The 13035-nt window shown below is 57.5% G+C and carries 18 protein-coding genes; 11 read left to right on the plus strand and 7 right to left on the minus strand.

Annotated elements, in window-relative coordinates; genetic code table 11:
• Positions 1–3 precede the first annotated feature (3 nt).
• On the minus strand, positions 4–1173 hold the full coding sequence (locus tag WNY39_RS15775) for a MalY/PatB family protein (protein WP_342847047.1): 1170 nt from the start codon (positions 1171–1173) through the stop codon (positions 4–6).
• A 99-nt stretch (positions 1174–1272) separates the two neighbouring features.
• Between WNY39_RS15775 and def (WNY39_RS15780) the strand changes: the two genes are divergently transcribed.
• The 5 genes from def (WNY39_RS15780) to WNY39_RS15800 are packed head-to-tail and all read left to right on the plus strand — an operon-like array spanning position 1273 to position 3912.
• A complete protein-coding gene (gene def, locus WNY39_RS15780) occupies positions 1273–1791 on the plus strand; it encodes a peptide deformylase (RefSeq protein ID WP_342847049.1) in 519 nt (172 codons plus the stop codon).
• Positions 1788–2255, plus strand: coding sequence for a peptide deformylase (gene def, locus WNY39_RS15785; protein WP_342847052.1), 468 nt, complete (start codon positions 1788–1790; stop codon positions 2253–2255). The genes def (WNY39_RS15780) and def (WNY39_RS15785) overlap by 4 nt, the downstream gene beginning before the upstream one ends.
• Positions 2252–2749: a peptide deformylase gene (gene def, locus WNY39_RS15790; protein ID WP_342847054.1), complete on the plus strand. Its 498-nt coding sequence runs from the start codon at positions 2252–2254 to the stop codon at positions 2747–2749. Before def (WNY39_RS15785) ends, def (WNY39_RS15790) begins: the two co-directional genes overlap by 4 nt.
• A 4-nt stretch (positions 2750–2753) precedes the next feature.
• Positions 2754–3668, plus strand: coding sequence for a methionyl-tRNA formyltransferase (fmt, locus tag WNY39_RS15795; RefSeq protein ID WP_342847055.1), 915 nt, complete (start codon positions 2754–2756; stop codon positions 3666–3668).
• Positions 3669–3672: 4 nt separating this feature from the next.
• On the plus strand, positions 3673–3912 hold the full coding sequence (locus WNY39_RS15800) for a hypothetical protein (RefSeq protein WP_093917577.1): 240 nt from the start codon (positions 3673–3675) through the stop codon (positions 3910–3912).
• Positions 3913–3914: 2 nt separating this feature from the next.
• Here WNY39_RS15800 and WNY39_RS15805 read toward each other — a convergent pair whose 3' ends face one another.
• The 6 genes from WNY39_RS15805 to WNY39_RS15830 all read right to left on the minus strand — a co-directional run bounded on the left by WNY39_RS15805 (position 3915) and on the right by WNY39_RS15830 (position 7799).
• Positions 3915–4538 carry a trimeric intracellular cation channel family protein gene (locus tag WNY39_RS15805; protein ID WP_342847057.1) on the minus strand — a complete coding sequence of 208 codons (624 nt, stop codon included), beginning with the start codon at positions 4536–4538 and terminating at the stop codon, positions 3915–3917.
• Positions 4535–4990, minus strand: a complete 456-nt coding sequence (gene rnhA / locus WNY39_RS15810; RefSeq protein ID WP_342847058.1) for a ribonuclease HI — start codon at positions 4988–4990, stop codon at positions 4535–4537. The genes WNY39_RS15805 and rnhA overlap by 4 nt, the downstream gene beginning before the upstream one ends.
• The gene (locus WNY39_RS15815) at positions 4978–5571 is read right to left on the minus strand and encodes a class I SAM-dependent methyltransferase (protein WP_342847059.1); all 594 of its coding nucleotides are present in this window, start codon (positions 5569–5571) and stop codon (positions 4978–4980) included. The genes rnhA and WNY39_RS15815 overlap by 13 nt, the downstream gene beginning before the upstream one ends.
• Positions 5568–6020, minus strand: a complete 453-nt coding sequence (locus tag WNY39_RS15820) for a DUF3429 domain-containing protein (RefSeq protein WP_342847060.1) — start codon at positions 6018–6020, stop codon at positions 5568–5570. The genes WNY39_RS15815 and WNY39_RS15820 overlap by 4 nt, the downstream gene beginning before the upstream one ends.
• Complete coding sequence (gene ispH / locus WNY39_RS15825; protein ID WP_342847062.1) at positions 6017–6967, minus strand: 4-hydroxy-3-methylbut-2-enyl diphosphate reductase; 951 nt, start codon at positions 6965–6967, stop codon at positions 6017–6019. Before ispH ends, WNY39_RS15820 begins: the two co-directional genes overlap by 4 nt.
• Before the next feature lie 286 nt (positions 6968–7253).
• Positions 7254–7799: an NYN domain-containing protein gene (locus tag WNY39_RS15830; protein ID WP_342847064.1), complete on the minus strand. Its 546-nt coding sequence runs from the start codon at positions 7797–7799 to the stop codon at positions 7254–7256.
• 129 nt (positions 7800–7928) lie between these two features.
• Between WNY39_RS15830 and folK the strand changes: the two genes are divergently transcribed.
• From folK to acpS, 6 genes are all read left to right on the plus strand, one after another.
• Positions 7929–8531, plus strand: a complete 603-nt coding sequence (gene folK / locus WNY39_RS15835) for a 2-amino-4-hydroxy-6-hydroxymethyldihydropteridine diphosphokinase (RefSeq protein ID WP_342847065.1) — start codon at positions 7929–7931, stop codon at positions 8529–8531.
• A 69-nt stretch (positions 8532–8600) separates the two neighbouring features.
• Positions 8601–8954 carry a DNA-directed RNA polymerase subunit omega gene (gene rpoZ / locus WNY39_RS15840; protein ID WP_093731733.1) on the plus strand — a complete coding sequence of 118 codons (354 nt, stop codon included), beginning with the start codon at positions 8601–8603 and terminating at the stop codon, positions 8952–8954.
• 36 nt (positions 8955–8990) lie between these two features.
• Positions 8991–11141, plus strand: a complete 2151-nt coding sequence (locus tag WNY39_RS15845; RefSeq protein WP_341233780.1) for a bifunctional (p)ppGpp synthetase/guanosine-3',5'-bis(diphosphate) 3'-pyrophosphohydrolase — start codon at positions 8991–8993, stop codon at positions 11139–11141.
• A 34-nt stretch (positions 11142–11175) separates the two neighbouring features.
• Positions 11176–11871: a DUF2062 domain-containing protein gene (locus WNY39_RS15850; RefSeq protein WP_341233781.1), complete on the plus strand. Its 696-nt coding sequence runs from the start codon at positions 11176–11178 to the stop codon at positions 11869–11871.
• Positions 11855–12607: a pyridoxine 5'-phosphate synthase gene (locus tag WNY39_RS15855; RefSeq protein ID WP_342847068.1), complete on the plus strand. Its 753-nt coding sequence runs from the start codon at positions 11855–11857 to the stop codon at positions 12605–12607. The genes WNY39_RS15850 and WNY39_RS15855 overlap by 17 nt, the downstream gene beginning before the upstream one ends.
• A 9-nt stretch (positions 12608–12616) precedes the next feature.
• Positions 12617–13018: a holo-ACP synthase gene (gene acpS / locus WNY39_RS15860; protein ID WP_342847070.1), complete on the plus strand. Its 402-nt coding sequence runs from the start codon at positions 12617–12619 to the stop codon at positions 13016–13018.
• Positions 13019–13035 lie beyond the last annotated feature (17 nt).

The raw sequence follows: 13035 nt of genomic DNA on the forward strand, positions 1-13035 counted from the left end.
CCTTTACTGAAGGTCGCTGAACGCGTCACGAAGCCGGCTGCAGGCTTCCTCGATGCGGGCGCGCGGTGTGGCGAGGTTAAAACGCATGAAGTTCTCGCCGCCCTTGCCAAAGGTCGGGCCGTGGTTCGCCGCAATGGCGGCAGTTTCCTCGACCCGTTTGGTGAATTCTGACCGGTCCATGCCTGTCCCGTTAAAATCGACCCATGCCAGATAGGTTGATTCCAGCGGCATCGACTTTAGCCCAGGGATGGCATTGATCGTGGCGTCGAAAATCCGGCGGTTGTCGTTCAGATAGGCAACCAGATCATCAACCCACGCGGCCCCTTCGGGCGAATAGGCTGCGGTGGCCATGACCAAACCGAATGAATTCGGCGATATGCCCATTGCGTTCATCCGCTTGGCAAACGCTGCGCGCAGTTTGGGGTCTTGGATAATGACATTGCCGCAATGACCGCCCGCGATGTTAAAGGTCTTGGTCGTGGCGGTCATCATCACCAGACGATCCTGTACATCGTCGATCAATGCCATCGGTGTATGGGTAATGCCGGGCATGACCAGATCGTGGTGAATTTCATCAGACACCAAAACCAGATCGTGACGTTTGGCAAAGGCAGCAACCTGCGCCAGTTCGTCTTTGGTCCAGACGCGGCCACCCGGGTTATGCGGCGAACAGAACACCAGCATGGTCTCATCGCCTGTCATCTGGGCGTCATACGCCTCAAAATCCAGCTCGTACCGGCCATCATTGTTCGCCATCGCACATTCAACAACCTTGCGGTCGGCAGCGGCGATCACCCGCGCAAAAGCGTGATAAACGGGGGTGAACAGCACCACACCATCGCCGGGTTTGGTAAAGGCGTCGATGCACATCGAGGTGCCGTTCACCAACCCATGTGTCGTAAAGATCCAGTCTTGTTCGATTTTCCAACCGTGACGGTTCTCCATCCACCATTGGATCGCGGACAGATATTGGCTGTCATCGCCAAAGTAGCCGTACACGCCATGGTCCAACATGCCTTGGAGCGCGTTTTGCACAACAGCTGGCGGGCGGAAGTCCATATCAGCGACCCACATGGCAATGCCAGTGTCCGCTGGCACACCGTAAATCGGCTCCATCTTGTCCCATTTTGCGCAATGGGTGCCGCGGCGGTCGATGATCTCGTCAAAACTCATAGGTCGCTCCTGAAATATTTCGCCTGCAAGCTAAACCTAATCTGCCTGACCGCAAGCCCTGAGGTTGCGATGTGGCACCGGTTGGCCTAAATCACATGCATGAAACGTAACATTCTTCTTCACCCCGACCCACGCCTGAAAAAGGTCTGCGCCCCTGTCACGAGTATGACAGATGAATTGCGCGCTTTGGCAGATGATATGCTGGCCACGATGTATGACGCACCGGGCATTGGCCTTGCCGCGCCGCAGGTGGGCGTTCTGGATCGGTTGATCGTCATGGATTGCGTCAAGGAAGAAGGCGAAGCGCCGCGTCCTTTGATCATGTTCAACCCTGAAATCATCTCTGGGTCGGATGATTTGAACACCTACGAAGAAGGGTGTTTGTCGATCCCTGATCAATATGCCGATGTGACCCGTCCAGCCGAGGTCGACGTGCGCTGGATCGACCGGGACGGTAATGAACAGACCGAGACATTCAGCAAGCTGTGGGCCACCTGCGTGCAGCACGAGATTGACCATCTCGATGGTAAGCTGTTCATCGATTACCTCAAACCGCTAAAGCGCCAGATAATCACCCGCAAAATGACCAAGCTAAAACGCGAACTGGCCCGCGGATGAGCATGCTGGACATCGTGATCTGGCCAGACACCCGGTTGACGCAGGTGTGCAAGCCGGTCGACATCATCACGCCCGAGATTGTGCAGTTGATGGCCGATATGTTCGACACGATGTATGACGCCCCCGGGCGCGGCTTGGCGGCCCCTCAAGTAGGGCGGAGCGAGCGGATTTTTGTCTTTGACGCGGGCTGGAAAGAGGGCACGCCGACCCCTATCGCCTGCGTGAACCCCGAGATTGTGGCCCTGTCCGAGGAACGCCTGACGGGAGAGGAAGGGTGTCTGTCGATCCCTGATGTCCCCATGGATATCGCGCGCGCGGCCCAAGTGACCTTGCGCTGGACCGACCTTGAGGGCAGCCACGAACGCAGCTTTACCGGGGCAGAGGCGGTGATCGTTCAGCATGAATACGACCATCTGGACGGCATCGTGATCTATGACCGTGTGGAAAAGGATACTGCCCAATGACGGTTCGGAAAATTGTGCCATGGCCCAATGTTTGTTTGCGTACAGCCGCGGCGGATGTGCCCGAGATTACGGATGAAATTCGCGGTCTGTGGGATGATATGATCGACACGATGGATGCCATGCCCGGTGTTGGCCTTGCCGCGCCGCAGATCGGGGTGATGCTGCGGGTTGCGGTGGTCGATGCATCGCAAGGGCGGGACAAGCGGATCAGGCTGGCCAACCCCGAGATTTTGGACGCCTCCGCAATTATGAACGAACATGAGGAGGCAAGCCCGAATCTACCGGGTGTCTCCGCCAAGGTTAAACGCCCGCGCGGCGTCACGGTGCGCTATCTGGATGAAAACGGCGTTATCACGCGCCGCGATTTTGTCGGGCTTGAGGCCACAAGCGTGCAGCACCAGATCGACCATTTGGCGGGCAAGATGTATTTCGATAATCTGAGCAAAACCCGCCGGGATATGCTGCTGCGCAAGGCGCGGAAATTCAAAGGATAGCCACATGCGCGTGATCTTTATGGGGACGCCCGAATTTTCAGTGCCGGTGCTGGATGCGCTGGTATTGGCGGGGCATGACGTCGTTTGCGTCTATTGCCAGCCGCCGCGCCCCGCAGGCCGGGGCAAGAAGGATCGCGCCAGCCCTGTTCAAGCACGGGCCGAGGCTTTGGGCTTGCCTGTCCGGCATCCTGTATCGCTTAAAACGCCCGAGGCGCAGGCGGAATTTGCAGCACTCAATGCAGATATTGCGGTTGTGGTTGCCTATGGTTTGATCCTGCCGCAAGCGATCCTTGATGCGCCAGCGCAGGGATGTGTGAATATTCACGCCAGTCTGCTGCCACGCTGGCGGGGCGCTGCGCCCATTCACCGCGCTATCATGGCCGGTGATGCGGAAACCGGCGTTTGCATCATGCAGATGGAGGCTGGCTTGGACACCGGCCCCGTGCTTTTGCGCGAGGCGACACCGATCCGGGCGACAGAAACCACAATTCAGCTGCACGACCGCTTAAGTGAAATCGGCGCACGGCTAGTCGTGGATGCCTTGGCAAAACTGCCCGATCTGGTGGCTGAACCGCAGCCCGAGGATGGCGTGACCTATGCCGCCAAGATCGATAAATCCGAGGCGCTGATTGACTGGACCAAGCCAGCGGTCGAGGTCGACCGTCTGATCCGTGGGCTGTCGCCTTTTCCGGGTGCGTGGTTCGATCTGGGCGGCACGCGGATCAAGGTATTGGGGTCGTCCCTCGCAGATGGGAACGGTACGGCGGGCGAGGTGCTGGACGCAAAGCTACGGGTCGCCTGCGGAACGGGGGCCGTACAACTGACACGCTTGCAACGTGCGGGTAAAGCGGCACAAGATATCGATGTGTTTCAGCAAGGCGCGCAAATCGTGCCGGGCACAATTTTGGGCAAAGGATAACGCTATGTTTCCATCGATAATCGGCACCGTCGTGATCGCAGGGATTGTTGGTTACCTGGCGGAAAAGTCGGGTTTTACCCGCAACGGGATATTGGCGTCGATCATCATCTGTGTGGGCGGCGCGTTTCTGTTTTACTTTGTGCGCTTGATGTTCGGGTTCGGGTTCAACTCGCCGGGGCTGAACGCGATTGTTTCATCCATCGGCGCGCTGATTATTGTCCCGTTTCACTGGCGTCGCAAATAACCTTAGACGCGCGGCGGGCGGCCTTTGTAGACGGGCAGGTTCCACCCCAAATAGAGCGATCCAGCACGCAAAACCCATGTCACGCAGGCCCCTGCAAACAGGGCGATGGCATCGTCATTTAGAAAAATGCGCAGGACGACGGCCGTTGCCGCCCCTGCAAATGCGGCTGTGACGTATAGCTCGCCTTGCTTGAGAACCAGCGGCACCTCGTCCACCACCACGTCGCGCATCAAGCCGCCCATGCAGCCGGTGATCATACCCATCAGGACCACGATGACCGGCGACTGATCCAGGGAAAACGCGACACCGACACCAGCGGCGACAGCCACGGACAGTGCAAAACTATCCAGCCAAATCAATGTGCGGTAACGGCTTTCAAGCCGATGCGCGGTAAAGAAAACCACAAAGGCCGCTGCAGCGGCGACGCCCAGATAGGCAGGGTTCGCGATCCAGAAAATCGGGTTACGGTCCAATAGCAGGTCGCGCACCGTGCCGCCTCCCAAGGCCGTCAGGCATGCGATAAAGCCAAAGCCCACAAGATCAAGCTGGGCCCGGCTGGCTACCAAGGCACCTGTGATCGCAAAGACCAAGACGGACGCGTAATCAAGAAGGTCGGTCAAGATCATTTGCCTTTGAACGGGGCCATGCCCGCCCTTGCCAATTCATCCGCGCGTTCATTTTCGGGATGGCCCGCGTGGCCCTTGACCCATTCCCACGTGACTTGATGGCTTGCGTTGGCTGCATCCAAACGCTGCCATAGCTCGGCGTTTTTCACGGGCTTTTTCGCGGCGTTCTTCCAGCCGTTTTTCTTCCAGCCGTGGATCCATCCGGTGATGCCATTTTTGACATAGTTGCTGTCGGTCACGATGGTGATTTCGGTCGCGCGGGCCAGTGCCTCAAGCGCGCTGATCGCGGCCATCAATTCCATACGGTTGTTGGTGGTGGCTGCTTCGCCGCCCTTCAACTCGCGTTCTTTGATAATCTTGCCGTTGTTGGTTGCGCGCATCAAAACGCCCCAGCCGCCGGGGCCGGGATTACCTGAACAGGCCCCATCGGTATATGCAGTCAGTTTCGCCATGCGCGCAGGCATACCCAGTCTGCGAGGGTGCCGTCCAGCCCCTTATCGCGTCCTGTAGCATGCTCTTTGACGGTCAGGCCCGCATCGGCCAAAAGACCGGTCAATTCGTCTTGGGTGAAATAGGTATAAAGCCGGCCCAGCGTGTCGCGATGCTCGCCTGTGCCGGTCTTTACCCCGATGTGAAATACCCCTTTCGGGCGCAGGGCGGTGGCGATGTTTTTGAGGTGGCGTGGCATGTCGCGGCGTGGCGCGTGCAACAGGCTAAAGTTGGCCCAAACCCCATCATAAAGGTTGGCACCGGTCAGGTCATCAAAGCTGGCTTGTTTGGCCGTGACCCCATGTTTTTGCGCGGCGAGGGCGACCATCTCTGGCACAGGGTCTATTGCGGTAACGACAAGGCCCGCGCGGGCCATATGCTCGGCTGCGATGCCCGGTCCGCAGCCCAGATCCAGAACGGTGCCGCCCGGTTTTATGGCCTCAATGAATGCTTTGAGCTGTGGATCACTGGGAAGGTTTTCGGTGACGTCCGCATATTCCTGCGCTTTTGCTGCGTAGACGCCTAGCGTTTCTGGATCGCTCATAAAAACACGCCTGTCGCGAGGCAGATCAAGACGATCGCGGTGAGCAAGACCCGTAGTTTCATCCACCATTCAGGGGCCAGTCCCCACCGCCAAAACGCGAAATCTAGCGCCAGCAATCCGGCAAAGCCGAACATTAGGTTCATGCCTGCCCCGACAGGGCCGCCGCCCGTCATGAAAAACGCCCAAAGGGCTGGAATGACTGCAAGGGTGTACCCCGTCGCCGCTTGTGCGCCGTTGGCCTTGGTGGCAAAGCCCCACAAGACGCCGGACATGAATGACAAAATCACCGCGCCATAGAACAGCTGGATATAGGGGCCAACAAAACGGCCCCCCAGATTGGTGGCAGCCCAAGTCGCCAAGGGTTCATTCACCACGGTCAATGCGCCCCAGATGAAGGGGATCAGACCAGCTAAGCCAAGAATAAGCGGGGCGCGGGGGATGGTCGTCATGCGGGCACCCGCAAGACGCGAGGCACCTTGAATTCGACGTTCTCAACGGCGGTCTCAACCAGTTCTTCGGTGACGTCATAGCGGGATTTAAAGGCGTCGATGACTTCGTTGATCAACACTTCGGGGGCGGATGCGCCTGCCGTGATCCCGATGCTTTTGATCCCGTCTAGCGCACGCCAATCGATGTCGTCCGCTCGTTGAACAAGCTGGGCATAAGAACAGCCCGCGCGGGATCCGACCTCGACCAGCCGTTTGGAGTTGCTGGAGTTCGGGGCACCGACCACCAGCATGGCATCGCATTTGGGGGCCATGGCCTTGACCGCTTCTTGGCGGTTGGTCGTGGCATAGCAGATGTCTTCCTTGTGCGGGCCGACGATGGCGGGAAACCGCGCGTTCAGGGCCGCAACGATGTCTGCGGTGTCATCAATGCTCAGGGTCGTTTGCGTGACATAGGCCAGCTTTTGCGGGTCCCGCACGGTCACGGTTGCCACATCTTGCGGGGTTTCGACCAGCAGCACTTCGCCGTCGGGCAGCTGCCCCATGGTGCCTACGGTCTCTGGGTGCCCTTCGTGGCCGATCATAATCATCTGAAGGCCCGCATCCGCATGGCGCTGTGCTTCGATATGGACCTTGCTGACCAACGGGCAGGTGGCATCGACATAGACCATATTGCGGGCCTGCGCGGCGTTGGGGACTGATTTCGGGACACCATGGGCGGAAAAGATCACCGGGCGGTCGTCGGGACATTCCGAAAGTTCTTCGACAAAAACGGCACCCTTTTCGCGCAGCCCGTCGACGACAAATTTATTATGCACGATCTCGTGGCGCACATAGACAGGCGCGCCCCATTTTTCGATCGCCATTTCAACGATCTTGATGGCGCGGTCGACCCCTGCACAAAACCCGCGCGGGGCCGCAAGATAAAGGGTCAGGGGTGATTTTGACATGTCCGGCTCCTTGGGCTTGGTGCTTAGATAAGTGTTGCGGGCACAATCGTCCAGACGGGGAGGGGTGGCCGAGCTATCCGATCCGGTGCGGAAGACTGTTTTGCGCAGCCTTTCAACGGCGCGCGGCGCTGTCTTCGATGGGCCACGCACCACAAGGGGGTCGAACGAATCAGAAGATATGCTATAAATCTGATGCAGTGTTGATTTTAGACTGCGCAAAAAACCATTTTAGAACGCGTGCCCGCAGTGGTTAAACCACAATTGCTGCGGGCTATTTTGTTCCTGATCAGGCGTCGTTGGTTTCGCGCGGGGGGCGACCGATGACATCGCGCAGGTCTTCGAGCTCGATAAAGTTGTCCACTTGGCGGCGCAGCTCGTCCGAGATCATCGGGGGTTGGCTGCGAATGGTGCTGACAACGGACACGCGCACGCCTTGGCGCTGTAGACTTTCGACCAGGGGCCGGAAATCACCATCGCCCGAGAAGATAACGATGTGGTCAAGATGCGGTGCCAGTTCCATCGCGTCGACGGCCAGCTCGATGTCCATGTTACCTTTGACTTTGCGGCGGCCCATGCTGTCGGTGTATTCTTTGGCGGGCTTGGTCACCATCGTGAAGCCGTTATAGTTCAGCCAATCGACCAAGGGGCGGATCGGGGAATACTCTTCGTTTTCAAGCAATGCAGTATAATAGAATGCGCGCAAAAGCTTGCCGCGTCTCATGAACTCAGTGCGAAGCAGCTTGTAGTCTATATCGAAGCCAAGGCTTTTGGCAGCGGCGTAAAGATTCGAACCATCTATGAATAGTGCTAAACGTTCGTCTTTATAAAACATATGATGTCCTTGTCGAAATAGACTTCTTAAGTATGGGGCATTAACGAATGATACTTCAGCCTACGGTTTTTTTGCGTGAAATCAATCATCCCCTTTGCGCACCCATAGCTATTTGTGACGAGGCGGCAAGTGATAAACAACTGTAAATCCGTAAGTCGCGAACCTAACCGCCAAAAACATGCTTGGGTAGCATTGGGAAGCAATCAGTCATCGGAGGCGGGTGGACCGGCTGAAACTGTGGCCCGTGCGATCGCGTTGATGACGCAAAAGGGATGCGAAATCCAAGCGAAGAGCCAGCTTTTCGGCAACCCTGCGTTCCCGCGTGGGTCGGGCCCTGATTACGTGAATGCCGTGGTCGGGTTCCAGACAGATTGGACACCCTCGGCCATTCTTGAGGTGTTGCACGACATCGAAGAAACGCTGGGCCGGGAGCGGCATATCCGCTGGGGGTCACGATCTGTTGATCTGGACCTGATCGCGGTTGGGGAGGCGGTTTGCCCCGATGCGCAGACACAGAATCACTGGCGCATGTTGCCGCTTAGCAATCAGATGACCGAAACGCCGGATGATTTGATCCTGCCGCACCCGCGAATTCAAGATCGGGCCTTTGTATTGATACCGATGGCCGAAATCGCGCCGGACTGGCTTCATCCGACGCTGGGCAAGACAGTTTTGCAGATGTTGAATGACCTGCGACAACAGGATAAGGACGAAGTCAGACCGATTCAATAAGCCCTTGTAAATCTCGCAAAGGGCTTCTAAATAGTCGGCTTCTTGCAGCATTCATGATTGGAGCATCCTATGGCCCGCGTCACCGTTGAAGATTGTGTGGACAAAGTTCCAAACCGGTTCGAGCTTGTTATGCTTGCCGCGCACCGTGCCCGTGAAATTGCAGCAGGTTCCCCTGTTACAGTTGATCGTGACAATGATAAAAACCCTGTCGTTTCCCTGCGCGAAATCGCTGACGAAACGCAGTCTGCTGACGATCTGCGCGAGCGCCTGATCGAAAGCAATCAGAACCAGATCGAAGTTGACGAACCAGAAGAGGACGCAATGGCGTTGCTTATGGGGGCTGAACAGGACAAGCCGGAAGAAGACAGCATGTCCGAAGAAATGTTGCTGCGGCAATTGATGGCAGCGCAAGGGCAGGGCTAAGACCCGCGCCCTTCGGGGCTATGAGGCAGTACAGGCATGAACACCGCCGAAATTACGGCTGACGATCTTGTCGCGCTTGTTCGCGCCTATAACCCTAAGTCCAACGAAGACCACATCCGCCTCGCCTATGACTACGGCGAGAAGATGCACGAGGGGCAGTTTCGCCATTCAGGCGAGCCCTATTTCACGCATCCGGTTTCTGTCGCCGCTATTCTGACCGAGCAGCAGCTAGACGATGCCACGATCATCACCGCGCTGCTGCACGACACGATTGAAGACACCAAGGCGTCGTACGCCGAGGTCGAGAAGCGATTTGGTCAGGATGTGGCCGAGTTGGTTGATGGCGTTACAAAGCTGACCAATCTTCAGCTGAATTCGACCGAAACCAAACAAGCCGAGAATTTCCGCAAACTGTTTATGGCGATGTCCAAGGACCTTCGGGTGATCTTGGTCAAGCTCGCGGACCGCTTGCATAATATGCGCACGATAAAATCGATGCGCCCCGACAAGCAGGTTCAAAAGGCCCGCGAAACCATGGATATTTATGCGCCACTTGCCGGGCGCATGGGGATGCAGTGGATGCGCGAAGAGCTGGAGGATCTGGCTTTTCGCGTGCTGAACCCCGAGGGGCGGCAATCGATTATCCGGCGCTTTATCACCTTGCAGCGCGAAACCGGCGATGTGATCCAGCGGATTACCGGCGATATGCGTCAAGAGCTTGAAAAAGCCGGGATCGAGGCCGAGGTCTTTGGCCGTGCGAAAAAGCCCTATTCGATCTGGCGCAAGATGCAGGAAAAGGATCAGTCGTTTTCGCGGCTGTCCGACATCTATGGTTTCAGGGTGATCACCACCACTGACGACGCCTGCTATCGCGCGCTTGGGGTTATTCACCGGCGCTGGCGGGCGGTGCCGGGCCGGTTCAAGGATTATATCAGCCAGCCTAAAACCAACGGCTATCGGTCGATCCACACCACCGTTTCGGGCCGTGATGGTAAACGGGTCGAGGTTCAGATCAGAACACGACAGATGCATGACGTCGCCGAAACGGGTGTGGCCGCGCATTGGTCGTATCGCGACGGTGTCCGGTCGCGGAACCCCTTTGCCGTTGATCCGGTGAAATGGGTCGCGCAACTGACTGAACAGCTCGATTCCGAAGAAGATCACGAAGATTTCCTCGAAGCGGTCAAGCTTGAGATGTATGCAGATCAGGTGTTCTGCTTTACGCCCAAGGGCGAAGTGGTCAAGCTGCCCCGTGGTGCGACGCCGATTGATTTTGCCTATGCGATCCATACGCGGATCGGGTCTGCCTGCGTGGGGGCCAAGATCGACGGGATGCGGGTGCCGCTGTGGACCCGCGTCAAAAACGGTCAGTCGATCGAGATTATTACCGCACAAGGCCAAACGCCGCAGGTCACGTGGTTGGATATTGCGACCACCGGCAAGGCCAAGACCGCGATCCGCCGGTCCCTGCGCGAGGTGGATCGTGCGCGGTTTGTCAGCCTTGGGCGCGAATTGGCGCGTTCTGCTTTTGAGCAGATTGGCAAACGCGCAACTGAAAAGGTGCTGCGCACGGCTGCAAGAAACCTAAGGTTGGATAGCCCAGAAGATTTGCTTGCGCGGCTAGGCTCTGCCGATCTGACGGGCGGCGAAATCGTACAATCCGTCTATCCGCATCTGCAGCCAAAACCGGGTGAACAGGTGGACCAAAAACGCGCCGTTGTCGGTTTGCAGCCAGGGCAGTCCTATGACCGTGCCCCGTGTTGTCAGCCGCTGCCGGGTGAACGCATTGTTGGCATCACCTATCGTGGCAAGGGTGTCACGATCCACTCGATTGATTGCGAACGGCTGTCGGCCTACGAGGATCAGCCGGAACGCTGGCTGGATTTGCGATGGCATGACGGCCCGCACCCTGCGGCCTATGGCGCGACGCTGGATCTGACGATTGGCAACGGTGCCGGTGTCTTGGGGCGGATTTGCACGTTGATTGGTCAATCGGGTGCCAATATTTCAAATCTTGAATTTTTGGACCGCAAACCTGACTTTTACCGGTTGCTGATCTACGTAGAGCTGCGAGACATAGCGCATCTGCATTCTTTGATGCCGACCCTAGAGGCAGAAAGCGAAGTGGCTGAGATCAGCCGACATAGAAACATGAAGGCTTTGAAAGCGAACGACAAAGAAGCCTGAGCACGCGAAGTTTGCCAAATCCAAGGACGAAGAGTTGATTTTTAAACGTCGCGACCCGAAACCTGCATTGCGCGCCATGGCCGAGTTCATGTGGCCGCGTGGTGGTTGGACTCGTGCGTTTCATTACGTCAAACACCGGATGCGCCGCCTGCCAGACACGCCCGAACGTATCGCGCGGGGCATTTGGGCGGGTGTATTCACGACGTTTACGCCGTTCTACGGGATGCATTTTATCGTGGCTGCGTTGGTCTCGCGGCTGATGCGGGGCAATATGTTGGCCGCCTTGATGGGCACGTTTTTTGGAAACCCGCTGACCTATGTGCCGATTGGCCTGTCATCCCTATCGATGGGGCACTGGATACTTGGCTCTCCGATGGGGCGCGGTGAACACCGGTCATTCGGCGGCAAATTTGTCGACGCGGGCTATGACCTGTTTGCCAATTTCATTGCAATCTTTACGGACCGCACCGCGGATTGGTCTGGGCTGACTGTATTTTGGCATCAGGTGTTTTACCCCTATCTGATCGGGGGCATTTTGCCCGGTATCATCTGCGCGACCATCGCGTACTATTTGTCAGTGCCGCTGTTGCGGGCCTATCAGAAACGCCGAAAAGGTGTGATCAAAGCGAAGTTCGAGGCGCTCAAGAAAAAGGCTGCGGCCAAAGCTGAAGCGAAACGCATTATAGAGCAGACGGCTCAGAAGGGGAGTGATCATGGCAGTGCAGGGTAAGCTGAGACTTGGGGTCAATATCGACCATGTTGCCACGGTAAGAAATGCGCGGGGCGGTGCGTATCCTGACCCATTGCGCGCCGCGCGTGCCGCACAGGACGCAGGTGCAGACGGCATTACCGCGCATCTGCGCGAAGACCGCCGCCACATCACCGATGCCGACATCGAAGGGTTGCAAGAGGTGCTGACCGTGCCGCTGAACTTTGAAATGGCAGCGACGGATGAAATGCAGGCGATTGCATTGCGCCATAAACCGCATGCGGTGTGCATCGTGCCCGAAAAACGCGAGGAACGCACAACCGAGGGCGGCCTTGAGGTTGCGCGCGAAGAGAACAAGCTGGCTCATTTTATCGCCCCCCTGCGCGAGGCCGGCTGCCGCGTGAGTATTTTCATCGCGGCCGACAAGCGCCAGATCGAAGCGGCCAACCGCATCGGTGCCGAGGTGATAGAATTGCACACCGGTGCCTATTGCGACGCCTTTGCCGAAGGGCATTGGGACGTGGCGCAAAAGGAACTGCAAAAGCTCGAAGAGATGGCCAAGTTCGGGCATGATCTGGGGCTGGAAATCCACGCCGGTCACGGTCTGACCTATGACACCGTATCCCCCGTGGCCGCGTTCCCCGAGGTGCAAGAGCTGAACATCGGCCACTTCCTGATTGGGGAGGCGATCTTTCTTGGGCTGGGTCCAGCGATCGCAGAGATGCGCCGCTTGATGGACGATGCACGGGAAGAGTAAGGCGGCGCTATGATCCTTGGTATCGGAACTGATCTTGCAAATATCGAGCGTATCCAAGGGACGCTTGACCGTTTTGGCGACCGGTTCCGCAATCGTGTGTTCACGGACATCGAACAACAAAAGGCCGAGCGTCGCCGCGACGTTGCAGGCACCTATGCAAAACGCTGGGCGGCCAAGGAAGCGTGCTCAAAGGCGCTTGGGACGGGCCTGCGGATGGGGATTGCGTGGAAAGACATGGCGGTCACCAACCTGCGCAGCGGTCAGCCGGTGATGCATGTCACGGGCTGGGCGGCAGAGCGTTTGGTGCAAATGACGCCAGCAGGTCACGAGACCATTATCCACGTCACATTGACCGACGATCACCCTTGGGCACAGGCTTTCGTGGTGATTGAGGCGCGCCCAATCACGTAATTGCCGCCATTACTTTG

This window comes from Sulfitobacter sp. AS59, from assembly GCF_038899995.1.
GTDB lineage: Bacteria > Pseudomonadota > Alphaproteobacteria > Rhodobacterales > Rhodobacteraceae > Sulfitobacter.

Bases quoted from the DNA above. Each gene is read 5' to 3' on its own strand.
- WNY39_RS15845 (WP_341233780.1), top strand. From the start codon at position 8,991: ATGAACACCGCCGAAATTACGGCTGACGATCTTGTCGCGCTTGTTCGC.
- def (WP_342847054.1), top strand. From the start codon at position 2,252: ATGACGGTTCGGAAAATTGTGCCATGGCCCAATGTTTGTTTGCGTACA.
- fmt (WP_342847055.1), top strand. From the start codon at position 2,754: ATGCGCGTGATCTTTATGGGGACGCCCGAATTTTCAGTGCCGGTGCTG.
- WNY39_RS15815 (WP_342847059.1), bottom strand. From the start codon at position 5,571: ATGAGCGATCCAGAAACGCTAGGCGTCTACGCAGCAAAAGCGCAGGAA.
- rpoZ (WP_093731733.1), top strand. From the start codon at position 8,601: ATGGCCCGCGTCACCGTTGAAGATTGTGTGGACAAAGTTCCAAACCGG.
- WNY39_RS15805 (WP_342847057.1), bottom strand. From the start codon at position 4,538: ATGATCTTGACCGACCTTCTTGATTACGCGTCCGTCTTGGTCTTTGCG.
- WNY39_RS15775 (WP_342847047.1), bottom strand. From the start codon at position 1,173: ATGAGTTTTGACGAGATCATCGACCGCCGCGGCACCCATTGCGCAAAA.
- ispH (WP_342847062.1), bottom strand. From the start codon at position 6,967: ATGTCAAAATCACCCCTGACCCTTTATCTTGCGGCCCCGCGCGGGTTT.
- WNY39_RS15855 (WP_342847068.1), top strand. From the start codon at position 11,855: ATGGCAGTGCAGGGTAAGCTGAGACTTGGGGTCAATATCGACCATGTT.
- acpS (WP_342847070.1), top strand. From the start codon at position 12,617: ATGATCCTTGGTATCGGAACTGATCTTGCAAATATCGAGCGTATCCAA.
- rnhA (WP_342847058.1), bottom strand. From the start codon at position 4,990: ATGGCGAAACTGACTGCATATACCGATGGGGCCTGTTCAGGTAATCCC.
- def (WP_342847052.1), top strand. From the start codon at position 1,788: ATGAGCATGCTGGACATCGTGATCTGGCCAGACACCCGGTTGACGCAG.
- WNY39_RS15800 (WP_093917577.1), top strand. From the start codon at position 3,673: ATGTTTCCATCGATAATCGGCACCGTCGTGATCGCAGGGATTGTTGGT.
- def (WP_342847049.1), top strand. From the start codon at position 1,273: ATGAAACGTAACATTCTTCTTCACCCCGACCCACGCCTGAAAAAGGTC.
- WNY39_RS15820 (WP_342847060.1), bottom strand. From the start codon at position 6,020: ATGACGACCATCCCCCGCGCCCCGCTTATTCTTGGCTTAGCTGGTCTG.
- WNY39_RS15830 (WP_342847064.1), bottom strand. From the start codon at position 7,799: ATGTTTTATAAAGACGAACGTTTAGCACTATTCATAGATGGTTCGAAT.